Genomic DNA, 11403 nt, shown 5'->3' with positions numbered 1-11403 from the left:
CGCACGAGGGCGTGTCGCAGGATCTGCGTCGCAGAGCGGTGCGCTGCGACGGTCACGGGATACGACTGAGGGGTCGGGCGCCTCTCGGCCCCCGACCCCTCAGAACATTCAGTTGACGCTGCCGCCCGCGGCGACGATCTTCTGCCCGGCGGATGCCGAGACCTTGTCGACCGTCACGTTGAGCGCAACCGTGATGTCCCCGTCGCCGAGGACCTTGACGAGCTGGTTCTTGCGAACCGCGCCCTTCGCGACAAGGTCGTCGCGGGTGACGTCGCCGCCAGACGGGTAGAGCTCCGCCAGCTTGGCCAGGTTGACCACCTGGTACTCCGTGCGGAACGGGTTCTTGAACCCGCGCAGCTTCGGCGTGCGCATGTGCAGCGGCATCTGGCCGCCCTCGAAGCCCACGCGCACCGTGTTGCGTGCCCGCGTGCCCTTGGTACCGCGACCTGCGGTCTTGCCCTTCGAAGCCTCACCGCGGCCCTTACGAGTCTTCGCGGCGTGGGCGCCGGGAACCGGGCGCAGGTGATGCGCCTTGAGAACGCCTGGGCGCTTCTCTTCGCTGTTCTCAGCCATTAGTTGATCTCCTCGACGTTCACGAGGTGAGCAACGGCCTTGACGTAACCGCGCGTCTGCGCGTCGTCCGGACGGACGACGGAGTCGCCGATCCGCTTGAGGCCGAGGCTGCGCAGCGTGTCACGCTGGTTCTGCTTCTCGCTCACCTTGGACTTGATCTGCGTCACCTTCAGACGCTCGGCCATCACGCACCTGCCTTCTCGGCGGCGGCAGCGACGGCCTTCGCCTCGTTACGGATGATGATTCCCGGCACGACCTGGTCGTACTCGAGACCACGACGCGCAGCGACTGCACGCGGCTCCTCGAGTCCCTTCAGCGCCGCGACGGTCGCGCCCACGATGTTGATCGTGTTCGACGAACCGAGCGACTTCGAGAGCACATCGTGAATGCCTGCGCACTCGAGCACGGCGCGCACCGGGCCACCCGCGATCACACCGGTACCGGCTGCGGCCGGACGGAGCAGCACCACGCCTGCGGCGGCCTCACCCTGAATCGGGTGAGGAATCGTGTTGCCGACGCGCGGCACGCGGAAGAAGTTGCGCTTGGCTTCCTCGACGCCCTTGGAGATGGCCAGAGGCACCTCGCGGGCCTTGCCGTAGCCGACGCCGACCAGTCCGTTGCCGTCACCCACGACCACGAGGGCCGTGAAGCTGAAGCGGCGACCGCCCTTGACGACCTTCGACACGCGGTTGATCGTGACGACGCGCTCCAGGAACTGGCTGTCGTTGCCGCGGCCGCCGCGGTCATTGCCGCGCTTCTCGCCACGACCGCCACGACGCTGCTGGCGCTCCTCGCGCGGCTGCTCGCCTGCGCCCTGTTCTGGGGCGGCGGCCTGAGCGGCTGCTTCGGTGGTCACTTCGGTCTCCTTGTTGTCACTCACAGGTTCAGCCCTCCTTCGCGGGCGCCCTCGGCGATCGCGGCAACACGACCGGCGTAGCGGTTTCCGCCGCGGTCGAACACCGCGTCGGTGATGCCAGCGGCCTTCGCACGCTCGGCGACGAGTTCGCCGACCTTGCGCGCCTTGGCGGTTTTGTCGCTCTCAGCGGCACGAAGGTCGGTTTCGAGCGTCGAGGCGCTGGCGACGGTGTGACCGGCGCCATCGTCGATGAGCTGCACGAAAACGTGGCGCGACGACCGGGTCACGACCAGGCGCGGACGCTCCTCGGTGCCGACGACCTTCTTGCGAAGGCGAGCGTGACGGCGCTTGCGCGCGACGGACTTCGACTTCACAGCCATGATTACTTACCAGCCTTTCCGGCCTTGCGGCGGATCTGCTCGCCGGCGTACCGCACACCCTTGCCCTTGTAGGGCTCAGGCTTGCGGATCTTGCGGATGTTCGCGGCGGCCTCGCCGACAGCCTGCTTGTCGATTCCGGTGACCGTGAGCTTGTTGTTGCCCTCGACCTGGAACGTGATGCCTGCAGGCGGCTCGACGAGAACGGGGTGCGAGAAGCCGAGGGCGAACTCGACGCTCTGGCCCTTCTGCTGCACGCGGTAGCCCGTGCCGACGACCTCGAGGCTCTTGGAGTAACCCGTGGTGACGCCGATGATGTTGTTGTTGATGAGGGTACGAGTCAGGCCGTGCAGCGCACGCGACTCGCGCTCGTCGTCGGGGCGGGTGACGAGAACCTGGTTCTCCTCGACCTTGGCCTCGATCGGCGCGGCCACGCGAGCAGTGAGCTCGCCCTTCGGACCCTTGACTGCAACCTGGTCCCCGTCGATCGTCACGGTGACGCCGGCGGGGATGTCGATGGGAAGACGTCCAATACGCGACATTTAGATCACCACACGTAGGCGAGGACTTCCCCACCTACGCCCTTCTGCTCGGCCTGGCGGTTCGTGAGAAGCCCAGACGAGGTGGACAGGATGGCAACGCCGAGGCCGCCGAGCACCGTGGGCAGCTCAGTCGACTTCGCGTACACGCGCAGGCCGGGCTTCGACACCCGCTTGATGCCGACGATCGAGCGCTCGCGCTTCGGCCCGTACTTCAGCGTCAGCGTGAGGTTCTTGCCGACGCGCGCGTCGGACTCCTCGTAGCCCGAGATGAAGCCCTCCGCCTGGAGGAGGTCTGCGATCCGCGTCTTCAGCTTGCTCGACGGCAGAGTCACGGAGTCGTGGTGCGCCGAGTTCGCGTTGCGCAGACGGGTCAGCATGTCTGCGACCGGGTCTGTCATTGTCATGATTTGTTTCCTTTGTTCATGAGGTTTCGGCTGCCGTTACACGACAGACGACCTTCTATGACGGGGTCCGCCCAAGCGGGCGGACCCGATCAGGCTTCCTGCGTCGCCTTGTTCACGAAGGGGAAGCCGAGGTGGCGCAGGAGTGCGCGACCCTCGTCGTCCGACTTCGCGCTGGTCACGACGGTGATGTCGAAGCCGCGGACGCGGTCGATCTTGTCCTGGTCGATCTCGTGGAAGATCGACTGCTCCTGAACGCCGAACGTGTAGTTGCCGTTGCCGTCGAACTGCTTCTCCGACAGGCCGCGGAAGTCACGGATGCGCGGCAGCGCCAGCGAGATGAGCCGGTCGAGGAACTCCCACGCGCGGTCACCGCGAAGGGTGACGTGCGCGCCGATGGCCTGGCCCTCGCGGAGCTTGAACTGGGCGATCGACTTCTTCGCCTTCGAGACATACGGCTTCTGACCGGTGATCGCGGTGAGATCGTTGATCGCACCCTCGATCACCTTGCTGTCACGCGCAGCCTCACCGACGCCGGTGTTCACGACGACCTTGACCAGGCCCGGAATCTGCATGACGTTCTCGTAGCCGAACTCGTCCTGCAGCTTCTGACGGATGTCGTCGCGGTAAACCGACTTCAGCCGCGGCTGGATTTTGCCAGCCTGCGTAGCGTTGTCACTCATTCTCAGATGTCCTTACCCGACTTCTTCGCGTAACGAACGCGAACAGTCTTCTTGACGCCGTCCTTGACCTGCTCCTCGAGACGGAAGCCGACGCGGGTCGGCTTCTTCGTCTCGGGATCGACGACCGCAACGTTCGACACGTGGATCGGAGCTTCGAGCGTCTCGATGCCGCCGGTCTTCGTGCCGCGCTGGGTCTGGCCGACGCGCGTGTGCTTGGTGATGTAGTTGACGCCCTCGATGACGACGCGGTTGCCGCCCTCGATGACCTCGAGCACCTTGCCCTGCTTGCCGCGGTCGCCGCCGCGATCCTGCTTGGCACCGGTGATGACCTCGACGAGGTCACCCTTCTTGATCTTCGCCATGAGTTACAGCACCTCCGGGGCGAGCGAGACGATCTTCATGAACCGACGGTCGCGCAGCTCACGGCCGACCGGCCCGAAGATACGCGTGCCGCGGGGCTCCGCGTCGTTCTTCAGGATCACGGCGGCGTTCTCGTCGAACTTGATGTAGGAGCCGTCAGCACGACGGGTCTCCTTGACGGCACGGACGACGACGGCCTTGACCACGTCGCCCTTCTTGACATTGCCGCCGGGGATCGCGTCCTTGACGGTGGCCACGATGGTGTCGCCCACGCCGGCGTAACGACGGCTCGAGCCGCCGAGCACGCGGATGGTGAGCAGCTCCTTGGCGCCGGAGTTGTCTGCGACCTTGAGGCGGGATTCGTTCTGGATCATCGCTTACTTCGCCTTCTCGAGGATCTCGACCAGGCGCCAGCGCTTCGAGGCGCTGACCGGACGGGTCTCGTGGATCTCAACGAGGTCGCCGATGCCGGCGGAGTTCTGCTCGTCGTGAGCCTTCAGCTTGCTGGAGCGGCGGATGACCTTGCCGTAGAGGGGGTGCTTCACGCGATCCTCGACCTCGACGACGATGGTCTTCTCCATCTTGTCGCTCACAACGTAGCCGCGAATAGACTTGCGGTAGCCGCGCTCGACGGTCTCCTCGGTCTTGTTCTCAGTGGCCATCAGTCAGTCTCTCCCTCGGCCGGGGCGTCCTCGGCCTTTTTGGACTTCTTCTTCGCTGCCTTCTTCTCGACCGGAGCCGGAGTGGCGCGGATCCCGAGCTCGCGCTCGCGGATCACGGTGTAGAGGCGCGCGATGTCACGCTTGACGGCGCGGATGCGGCCGTGAGCGTCCAGCTGGCCGGTGGCCGACTGGAAGCGGAGGTTGAACAGCTCCTCCTTGGCCTTGCGCAGTTCCTCGATGAGGCGCTGGTCCTCGTACGTGTCGAGCTCGGCAACGGCGAGCTCCTTAGTGCCGACGGCCATTACGCGTCGCCCTCCTCGCGAGTGATGATGCGTGCCTTGAGAGGCAGCTTGTGCATGGCGCGGGTCAGAGCCTCGCGAGCAAGCTGCTCGCTGACACCGGCGACCTCGAAGAGGACGCGACCCGGCTTGACGTTGGCGACCCACCACTCCGGCGAACCCTTACCGGAGCCCATACGGACCTCGGCGGGCTTCTTGGTGAGCGGACGGTCGGGGTAGATGTTGATCCACACCTTGCCGCCGCGCTTGATGTGACGCGTCATGGCGATACGAGCCGCCTCGATCTGACGGTTCGTCACGTACGCGGGTGTGAGCGCCTGGATGCCGTAGTCACCGAACGTGACCTTGGTGCCGCCGGTCGCCTGGCCCGAACGCTTCGGGTGGTGCTGCTTGCGGTACTTGACCTTGCGTGGGATAAGCATCAGGCTGACGCTCCTTCCGGTGCCTTCTGCGCCGGCGCGTCGTTCTGACCACGACGCGGAGCGCCGCCGCGGCGAGCACCGCCGCGATCGCGTGCCGGCTTCTGGTTGGCCTGCTCGCGTGCGAGCTCCTTGTTGGTGAGGTCGCCGTTGTAGATCCACACCTTCACGCCGATGCGGCCGAAGGTGGTCTTCGCCTCGTAGAAGCCGTAGTCGATGTTCGCGCGCAGCGTGTGCAGCGGAACACGACCCTCCCGGTAGAACTCCGAACGGCTCATCTCAGCGCCGCCGAGACGGCCGGAGACCTGGATCCGGATGCCCTTGGCACCGGCGCGCTGGGCGCCCTGCAGTCCCTTGCGCATCGCGCGACGGAACGCCACGCGAGCAGCGAGCTGCTCCGCGACGCCCTGCGCGACGAGCTGGGCGTCAGCCTCGGGGTTCTTCACCTCGAGGATGTTCAGCTGGATCTGCTTGCCGGTCAGCTTCTCGAGCTGACCGCGGATGCGCTCGGCCTCCGCGCCGCGACGACCGATCACGATGCCGGGGCGAGCCGTGTGGATGTCGATCCGGACCCGATCCTTCGTGCGCTCGATCTCGATGCGGCTGACGCCGGCGCGATCCAGCGACTTCTGCAGCATCTCGCGGATCCTGATGTCTTCGGCCACGTAGTCGGCGTACCGCTGGCCCGGCTTCGTCGAGTCAGAGAACCAGCGCGAGACGTGGTCCGTCGTGACACCGAGGCGGAAGCCGTAAGGGTTGATCTTCTGGCCCATTACTTGCTCGCCTTCTTGTCGCTGCCTGAGGCCGCGGACTCCGCGATCTCCGGCGTCGAGAGCACGACCGTGATGTGGCTCGTGCGCTTCTTGATCTGGTCGGCGCGACCCTGCGCACGGGGGCGGAAACGCTTCAGCGTCGTGCCCTCGTCCACGATGGCGTTCTTCACGAACAGATCCTGAGTGTCGAGGTACTCGCCGTCCTTCTCAGCCTTCACCTGCGCGTTGGCCATGGCCGATTCCACAAGCTTGTAGATCGGCTCGCTGGCACTCTGCGCGGCGAACTTCAGGATGGCGAGGGCTTCCTCGGCCTGCTTGCCCTTGATGAGCGCAACAACACGACGAGCCTTCTGAGGGGTCACGCGGATGTGTCGCACGCGTGCGATGGACTCCACCATTTCTTCTCCTCTTGCGTCGCCGGGTTAGCGGCGACGGCCCTTCTTGTCGTCCTTCACGTGGCCGCGGAAGGTGCGGGTGGGCGCGAACTCGCCCAGCTTGTGGCCGACCATGGACTCCGACACGAACACGGGGATGTGCTTGCGTCCGTCGTGCACGGCGATCGTGTGACCCAGCATGGCGGGGACGATCATCGAGCGACGCGACCAGGTCTTGATGACGTTCTTCGCGCCCGATTCGTTCTGCGAGACAACCTTGCGAAGCAGGTGCTCGTCGACGAAGGGGCCCTTCTTCAGACTGCGTGGCATCTTCTTGACTCCTACTTACGCTTCTTGCCTGCAGTACGGCGACGCACGATGAGCTTGTCGCTTTCCTTGTTGGCGTGACGGGTACGGCCCTCTGCCTGGCCCCACGGCGAAACGGGGTGGCGACCACCGGATGTGCGACCCTCACCACCACCGTGCGGGTGGTCGATCGGGTTCATGACGACACCGCGGACGGTCGGGCGGATGCCCTTCCAGCGGTTGCGGCCTGCCTTGCCCCAGTTGATGTTCGACTGCTCGGCGTTGCCGACCTCGCCGATCGTGGCGCGGCAGCGGGCGTCGACATTGCGGACCTCGCCCGAGGGCAGGCGCAGCTGGGCGTAGGGGCCGTCCTTCGCCACGAGGCGAACGGCGGCGCCGGCCGAGCGTGCCATCTTCGCGCCGCCGCCGGGGCGGAGCTCGATCGCGTGCACGACGGTTCCCGTCGGGATGTTGCGCAGCGGCAGGTTGTTGCCCGGCTTGATGTCGGCGTTCGGGCCCGACTCGACGACGTCGCCCTGCTTCAGCTTGTTCGGCGCGAGGATGTATCGCTTCGTGCCGTCGAAGAAATGCAGCAGCGCGATGCGCGCGGTGCGGTTGGGGTCGTACTCGATGTGCGCGACCTTGGCGTTGATGCCGTCCTTGTCGTTGCGACGGAAGTCGATCACACGGTACTGGCGCTTGTGCCCACCACCGATGTGACGCGTGGTGATGCGGCCCTGGTTGTTGCGGCCGCCCGTCTTGGGCAGCGGACGAAGCAGCGACTTCTCCGGCGTGGACCGGGTGATCTCCGCGAAGTCAGCCACCGAGGAGCCGCGACGACCCGGGGTCGTGGGCTTGTGGTTGCGAATAGCCATAGTTGTTCAGATCCTTCCGGCTATCAGGCGACTGCCGTGAAGATGTCGATGGTGCCCGACTTGAGCGAGACAATCGCGCGCTTGGTGTCCTTGCGCTTGCCTGTGCCGAAGCGGGTGCGGCGGGACTTGCCGACACGGTTGATCGTGTTCACCGAGGCGACCTTGACATCGAAGATCTTCTCGATTGCGAGCTTGATCTCGGTCTTGTTCGCGTTCGGGTCGACGATGAAGGTGTACTTGCCCTCGTCGATGAGCCCGTAGCTCTTCTCCGACACCACCGGCTTCAGGATGATGTCACGCGGGTCCTTGTTGATCGCGGTCATGCCGAGACCTCCTCTGCGACGCCGACCTTGAGCGCGAGGAACGCATCGATGGCGGCCTTGGTGAAGACGATGTCGTCCGAGACGATCACGTCGTAGGCGTTGATCTGATCGGGCGTCACGATGTGGACGTTCGGCAGGTTGCGCACGCTCAGGAAGCTGAAGTCGTCAGTGCGGTCGAGCACGACGAGGACGCGCTTGCCCGGGGCCGCGGCGGAGATGTAGCCGGCGGCGGCCTTGGTCGAAGGCGCCTCGAAGCCGAACGCGTCGACGACGTGGATGCGCTCCCCGCGCAGACGGTCGCTGAGCGCGCCGGCGAGGGCGGCCGAGACCATCTTCTTCGGGGTGCGCTGCGAGTAGTCGCGCGGCTTCGGGCCGTGCACGATGCCGCCGCCGCGGTGCTCGGGCTGGCGGATCGAGCCCTGACGAGCGCGGCCGGTGCCCTTCTGGCGGAACGGCTTCGCACCGGTGCCTGAGACCTCACCGCGACGCTTGGTCGAGTGGGTGCCCTGACGCGCGGCGGCCTGCTGCGCGACGACGACCTGGTGGATCAGCGGAATGTTCGTCTTGACGTCGAACACCTCGGCGGGAAGGTCGACGGAGCCGACCTTCTTGCCGTCAGTGCTGTGGACGTCGAGAGCGAGAGTCGAGTCAGCCATCTAACTCAGGCCCCCTTCACAGCGTTGCGGACGTACACGGCGCGGCCGCGCGGGCCGGGAACGGCGCCCTTGACGAGCAGCAGACCCTTCTCGGCGTCGACGGCGTGCACCGTGAGGTTGAGGACGGTCACGCGCTCGTGGCCCATACGGCCAGCCATGCGCATGCCCTTGAACACGCGGCCCGGAGTCGCCGCGCCACCGATGGAGCCGGGCTTGCGGTGGTTGCGGTGCGCACCGTGCGATGCACCGACACCTGCGAAGTTGTGGCGCTTCATGACACCTGCGGTGCCCTTGCCCTTGCTCGTCCCGACGACGTCGACCAGCTGGCCGGCCTCGAAGGTTCCGTCGGCCGTGAGCTCCTGGCCGAGTGCGTACTCGGCAGCGTCAGCGGTGCGGATCTCCGTGAGGCGGCGACGCGGAGTCACACCGGCTGCCTCGAAGTGGGCGGCGAGCGGCTTCGTGACCTTGCGCGGGTCGATGGCGCCGGCAGCGATCTGGATGGCGTTGTAGCCGTCCTTCTCGGGAGTGCGAACCTGGGTCACGACGTTCGGAGCAACCTCGATCACGGTGACCGGGATGAGCTTGCCGTTTTCGTTCCAGACCTGAGTCATGCCGACCTTGGTGCCGAGCAGACCCTTCGAAGTCTTTGTGTTGATGTCAGCCATGTCGAACCTCAGAGCTTGATCTCGATGTTGACGTCAGCCGGGAGGTCGAGACGCATGAGCGAGTCGACGGCCTTCGGCGTCGGGTCGACGATGTCGATGAGACGCTTGTGCGTGCGCATCTCAAAGTGCTCGCGGCTGTCCTTGTACTTGTGGGGCGAGCGGATGACCGCCACCACGTTCTTCTCAGTAGGAAGGGGCACCGGGCCCACGACCTGGGCGCCTGCCCGCGTGACCGTGTCGACGATCTTGCGCGCCGAGGAGTCGAGACCGGCGTGGTCATACGACTTCAGGCGAATGCGGATCTTCTGTCCCGCCATGTTCACTCTCTTTCTCGCGTCGTACCTCGAGGGCATTGGACGCACATCGGCACACGGTTCGTATGCCTGGCACGTGCCGCGCTGTACGCGTTCGCACCGCTGTTCTGCTGTCAGCCGGACGCTGTACAGCGCCCTACCGCTTCCAGGGCACGACGGATCGCGCTCGAAAGTGGTTGTGGATCGTCCTGCTGCCCGCGGCCTAGACTCGTCGCGCGGTTCTGAAGGAACCCTCGCCGCCTATGCACTGCCCTGGCAGTGATCCTGTGCCGGCACCGGAGTGGGCACAAGAATGTCGAACCTGTTTATTCTGCCATCGATCCCGGGTTTCCTGCAACCCGGGCGTGTCGCGCTCTGAGCCCCGTCATCGTGCGGGTCTCCCTTGTCGCGCGTCGCGACATCCGGTCCCTTCCTCGCACACCGTGGCCGACGGACCGATCACCTCGCCAAGACCACGTATCGTTGTCGGAGGTACGCCGCGCACGCGTGCGCCCGTGTGGGACCAGAAGGAGAACGGATGCGAATCTCGGTCATCGGATGCGGCTACCTGGGCGCCGTACATGCGGCAGCCATGGCATCGCTCGGACACGACGTCGTCGGAATCGACGTAGACGAGGCCAAGGTGGCGAAGCTCTCGGGAGGCGAGACTCCGTTCTTCGAGCCAGGCCTCGCGGAGACTCTCCAGGCGGGTCTCGCATCCGGCCGTCTGCGCTTCTCGACAGACTATGCCGACGCCGCCGACGCCGCCGTGCACTTCATCGGTGTCGGCACACCGCAGAGCAGCTCGGGCGGCGGAGCCGACATGACGTACGTCGACGCCGCAGTCGCCTCGCTGGTGCCGCACCTGCGCCCCGGTGTGCTCGTCGTAGGCAAGTCGACCGTTCCGGTGGGCACGGCATCGCGCCTCGCGGTCGAGATCGCCGACACCGGAGCGCACCTGGCGTGGAATCCCGAGTTCCTGCGCGAGGGCTACGCGGTGAAGGACACCGTCGACCCCGACCGACTGGTCTATGGCGTCGCGGACGCGACGCACGACGAGGACGTCGCGCTGCTCGACGAGGTGTACGTCTCGATCGTCGAGCGCGGCACTCCGCGAATCGTCACCGACTACGCGACGGCAGAGCTCGTGAAGGTCTCAGCGAACGCGTTCCTCGCCACGAAGATCTCCTTCATCAATGCGATGGCGGAGATCGCCGAGACGACAGGCGCCGACGTGACCACACTCGCCGACGCGATCGGGCATGACGACAGAATCGGCCGCAAGTTCCTCAATGCCGGCGTCGGGTTCGGCGGAGGCTGCCTTCCCAAAGACATCAGAGCGTTCGCCGCCCGTGCCGAGGAGATCGGCAACGGCGAATCGATCGCGTTCCTCAAGCAGGTCGACCAGATCAACCTGCGCCGCAGGCGGCGCCTCGTCGACATCGTCGCGGAGTCCTTCGACGGCGACGTGACGGGTCGTAGCATCTCCGTGCTCGGTCTGGCGTTCAAACCCGACAGCGACGACATCCGCGACTCGCCCGCGCTCGAGGTCGCCACCCGCCTGCACGAACTCGGCGCCGAAGTCGTCGCCTACGACCCCGAGGCGATCCCGAACGCGTCGCGGACGCATCCGCAGCTCGGCTACGCCGACTCGCTCGAGTCCGCCCTGACCGGGGCAGAGGCCGTCGTGCTCGTCACGGAATGGCGTCAGTTCCGCGACCTCGATCCCGAGCAGACCGCGGAGCTCGTCGCCCGCCGCTCGATCTTCGACGGCCGCAACGTCCTCGATCCCGCCGCATGGCGCTCCGCCGGCTGGACCTACCGAGCCATGGGCCGCGCCTGATTCGCTCCTGAGCACGTGCATCGCTGCGTTGTCACCGTCGCAGCTGCGGTGGCGCCCGGGCCGGTGGCTGCCGAGATGCGCACTTCTCGTCGAGATGCGCCGGTTTTGACACCCAGGTGTCGC

21 protein-coding genes are annotated in these 11403 nt (G+C 66.1%); 1 reads left to right on the top strand and 20 read right to left on the bottom strand.

Annotated elements, in window-relative coordinates; translation table 11 throughout:
• Positions 1–108: 108 nt before the first annotated feature.
• The 20 genes from rplO to rpsJ all read right to left on the bottom strand — a co-directional run bounded on the left by rplO (position 109) and on the right by rpsJ (position 9461).
• Positions 109–573, bottom strand: coding sequence for a 50S ribosomal protein L15 (gene rplO, locus DZG09_RS05605; protein ID WP_119696657.1), 465 nt, complete (start codon positions 571–573; stop codon positions 109–111).
• A complete protein-coding gene (rpmD, locus tag DZG09_RS05600; RefSeq protein ID WP_119696656.1) occupies positions 573–758 on the bottom strand; it encodes a 50S ribosomal protein L30 in 186 nt (61 codons plus the stop codon). The genes rplO and rpmD overlap by 1 nt, the downstream gene beginning before the upstream one ends.
• Positions 758–1453 carry a 30S ribosomal protein S5 gene (gene rpsE, locus DZG09_RS05595; RefSeq protein ID WP_119696655.1) on the bottom strand — a complete coding sequence of 232 codons (696 nt, stop codon included), beginning with the start codon at positions 1451–1453 and terminating at the stop codon, positions 758–760. Before rpsE ends, rpmD begins: the two co-directional genes overlap by 1 nt.
• On the bottom strand, positions 1450–1809 hold the full coding sequence (rplR, locus tag DZG09_RS05590) for a 50S ribosomal protein L18 (RefSeq protein WP_087054888.1): 360 nt from the start codon (positions 1807–1809) through the stop codon (positions 1450–1452). The genes rpsE and rplR overlap by 4 nt, the downstream gene beginning before the upstream one ends.
• A gap of 2 nt (positions 1810–1811) precedes the next feature.
• Complete coding sequence (rplF, locus tag DZG09_RS05585) at positions 1812–2348, bottom strand: 50S ribosomal protein L6 (RefSeq protein WP_119696654.1); 537 nt, start codon at positions 2346–2348, stop codon at positions 1812–1814.
• Between the two features lie 5 nt (positions 2349–2353).
• On the bottom strand, positions 2354–2752 hold the full coding sequence (rpsH, locus tag DZG09_RS05580) for a 30S ribosomal protein S8 (protein WP_119696653.1): 399 nt from the start codon (positions 2750–2752) through the stop codon (positions 2354–2356).
• An 89-nt stretch (positions 2753–2841) separates the two neighbouring features.
• Positions 2842–3432, bottom strand: coding sequence for a 50S ribosomal protein L5 (gene rplE / locus DZG09_RS05575; protein WP_119696652.1), 591 nt, complete (start codon positions 3430–3432; stop codon positions 2842–2844).
• 2 nt (positions 3433–3434) lie between these two features.
• Positions 3435–3794, bottom strand: coding sequence for a 50S ribosomal protein L24 (rplX, locus tag DZG09_RS05570; protein WP_119696651.1), 360 nt, complete (start codon positions 3792–3794; stop codon positions 3435–3437).
• Positions 3795–3797: 3 nt separating this feature from the next.
• Positions 3798–4166, bottom strand: a complete 369-nt coding sequence (gene rplN / locus DZG09_RS05565) for a 50S ribosomal protein L14 (protein ID WP_087054883.1) — start codon at positions 4164–4166, stop codon at positions 3798–3800.
• Between the two features lie 3 nt (positions 4167–4169).
• Entirely contained in the window at positions 4170–4454 is a 285-nt protein-coding gene (gene rpsQ, locus DZG09_RS05560; RefSeq protein WP_087054882.1) for a 30S ribosomal protein S17, read from the bottom strand.
• A complete protein-coding gene (gene rpmC / locus DZG09_RS05555; protein ID WP_119696650.1) occupies positions 4454–4756 on the bottom strand; it encodes a 50S ribosomal protein L29 in 303 nt (100 codons plus the stop codon). Before rpmC ends, rpsQ begins: the two co-directional genes overlap by 1 nt.
• On the bottom strand, positions 4756–5175 hold the full coding sequence (gene rplP, locus DZG09_RS05550; protein ID WP_087054880.1) for a 50S ribosomal protein L16: 420 nt from the start codon (positions 5173–5175) through the stop codon (positions 4756–4758). Before rplP ends, rpmC begins: the two co-directional genes overlap by 1 nt.
• On the bottom strand, positions 5175–5945 hold the full coding sequence (rpsC, locus tag DZG09_RS05545; protein ID WP_119696649.1) for a 30S ribosomal protein S3: 771 nt from the start codon (positions 5943–5945) through the stop codon (positions 5175–5177). Before rpsC ends, rplP begins: the two co-directional genes overlap by 1 nt.
• Positions 5945–6343 (bottom strand): 50S ribosomal protein L22, encoded by a 399-nt coding sequence (rplV, locus tag DZG09_RS05540; RefSeq protein WP_119696648.1) that lies wholly within the window; start codon positions 6341–6343, stop codon positions 5945–5947. The genes rpsC and rplV overlap by 1 nt, the downstream gene beginning before the upstream one ends.
• A gap of 24 nt (positions 6344–6367) precedes the next feature.
• Entirely contained in the window at positions 6368–6649 is a 282-nt protein-coding gene (rpsS, locus tag DZG09_RS05535; RefSeq protein ID WP_087054877.1) for a 30S ribosomal protein S19, read from the bottom strand.
• An 11-nt stretch (positions 6650–6660) separates the two neighbouring features.
• The gene (rplB, locus tag DZG09_RS05530; RefSeq protein ID WP_119696647.1) at positions 6661–7500 is read right to left on the bottom strand and encodes a 50S ribosomal protein L2; all 840 of its coding nucleotides are present in this window, start codon (positions 7498–7500) and stop codon (positions 6661–6663) included.
• Between the two features lie 23 nt (positions 7501–7523).
• Positions 7524–7823: a 50S ribosomal protein L23 gene (rplW, locus tag DZG09_RS05525; protein ID WP_087054875.1), complete on the bottom strand. Its 300-nt coding sequence runs from the start codon at positions 7821–7823 to the stop codon at positions 7524–7526.
• A complete protein-coding gene (rplD, locus tag DZG09_RS05520; RefSeq protein WP_119696646.1) occupies positions 7820–8479 on the bottom strand; it encodes a 50S ribosomal protein L4 in 660 nt (219 codons plus the stop codon). The genes rplW and rplD overlap by 4 nt, the downstream gene beginning before the upstream one ends.
• A gap of 5 nt (positions 8480–8484) precedes the next feature.
• Positions 8485–9144, bottom strand: a complete 660-nt coding sequence (rplC, locus tag DZG09_RS05515) for a 50S ribosomal protein L3 (protein WP_119696645.1) — start codon at positions 9142–9144, stop codon at positions 8485–8487.
• A gap of 8 nt (positions 9145–9152) precedes the next feature.
• Positions 9153–9461: a 30S ribosomal protein S10 gene (gene rpsJ, locus DZG09_RS05510; RefSeq protein WP_087054872.1), complete on the bottom strand. Its 309-nt coding sequence runs from the start codon at positions 9459–9461 to the stop codon at positions 9153–9155.
• Positions 9462–9975: 514 nt separating this feature from the next.
• Between rpsJ and DZG09_RS05505 the strand changes: the two genes are divergently transcribed.
• Positions 9976–11280, top strand: a complete 1305-nt coding sequence (locus DZG09_RS05505; protein ID WP_119696644.1) for a UDP-glucose dehydrogenase family protein — start codon at positions 9976–9978, stop codon at positions 11278–11280.
• Positions 11281–11403: the final 123 nt, after the last annotated feature.

The sequence above is a fragment of the Microbacterium halotolerans genome, assembly GCF_003569805.1.
Lineage (GTDB): Bacteria > Actinomycetota > Actinomycetes > Actinomycetales > Microbacteriaceae > Microbacterium > Microbacterium halotolerans.
The sequence above is the reverse complement of the archived record's forward strand: the minus strand, read 5'-3'. Positions and strand labels throughout refer to the sequence as shown.

Excerpts from the sequence above, each read along its gene's own strand:
- rplO (WP_119696657.1), bottom strand. The coding sequence starts at position 573 with ATGGCTGAGAACAGCGAAGAGAAGCGCCCAGGCGTTCTCAAGGCGCAT.
- rpmD (WP_119696656.1), bottom strand. The coding sequence starts at position 758 with ATGGCCGAGCGTCTGAAGGTGACGCAGATCAAGTCCAAGGTGAGCGAG.
- rplR (WP_087054888.1), bottom strand. The coding sequence starts at position 1,809 with ATGGCTGTGAAGTCGAAGTCCGTCGCGCGCAAGCGCCGTCACGCTCGC.
- rplF (WP_119696654.1), bottom strand. The coding sequence starts at position 2,348 with ATGTCGCGTATTGGACGTCTTCCCATCGACATCCCCGCCGGCGTCACC.
- rpsH (WP_119696653.1), bottom strand. The coding sequence starts at position 2,752 with ATGACAATGACAGACCCGGTCGCAGACATGCTGACCCGTCTGCGCAAC.
- rplE (WP_119696652.1), bottom strand. The coding sequence starts at position 3,432 with ATGAGTGACAACGCTACGCAGGCTGGCAAAATCCAGCCGCGGCTGAAG.
- rplX (WP_119696651.1), bottom strand. The coding sequence starts at position 3,794 with ATGGCGAAGATCAAGAAGGGTGACCTCGTCGAGGTCATCACCGGTGCC.
- rplN (WP_087054883.1), bottom strand. The coding sequence starts at position 4,166 with ATGATCCAGAACGAATCCCGCCTCAAGGTCGCAGACAACTCCGGCGCC.
- rpsQ (WP_087054882.1), bottom strand. The coding sequence starts at position 4,454 with ATGGCCACTGAGAACAAGACCGAGGAGACCGTCGAGCGCGGCTACCGC.
- rpmC (WP_119696650.1), bottom strand. The coding sequence starts at position 4,756 with ATGGCCGTCGGCACTAAGGAGCTCGCCGTTGCCGAGCTCGACACGTAC.
- rplP (WP_087054880.1), bottom strand. The coding sequence starts at position 5,175 with ATGCTTATCCCACGCAAGGTCAAGTACCGCAAGCAGCACCACCCGAAG.
- rpsC (WP_119696649.1), bottom strand. The coding sequence starts at position 5,945 with ATGGGCCAGAAGATCAACCCTTACGGCTTCCGCCTCGGTGTCACGACG.
- rplV (WP_119696648.1), bottom strand. The coding sequence starts at position 6,343 with ATGGTGGAGTCCATCGCACGCGTGCGACACATCCGCGTGACCCCTCAG.
- rpsS (WP_087054877.1), bottom strand. The coding sequence starts at position 6,649 with ATGCCACGCAGTCTGAAGAAGGGCCCCTTCGTCGACGAGCACCTGCTT.
- rplB (WP_119696647.1), bottom strand. The coding sequence starts at position 7,500 with ATGGCTATTCGCAACCACAAGCCCACGACCCCGGGTCGTCGCGGCTCC.
- rplW (WP_087054875.1), bottom strand. The coding sequence starts at position 7,823 with ATGACCGCGATCAACAAGGACCCGCGTGACATCATCCTGAAGCCGGTG.
- rplD (WP_119696646.1), bottom strand. The coding sequence starts at position 8,479 with ATGGCTGACTCGACTCTCGCTCTCGACGTCCACAGCACTGACGGCAAG.
- rplC (WP_119696645.1), bottom strand. The coding sequence starts at position 9,144 with ATGGCTGACATCAACACAAAGACTTCGAAGGGTCTGCTCGGCACCAAG.
- rpsJ (WP_087054872.1), bottom strand. The coding sequence starts at position 9,461 with ATGGCGGGACAGAAGATCCGCATTCGCCTGAAGTCGTATGACCACGCC.
- DZG09_RS05505 (WP_119696644.1), top strand. The coding sequence starts at position 9,976 with ATGCGAATCTCGGTCATCGGATGCGGCTACCTGGGCGCCGTACATGCG.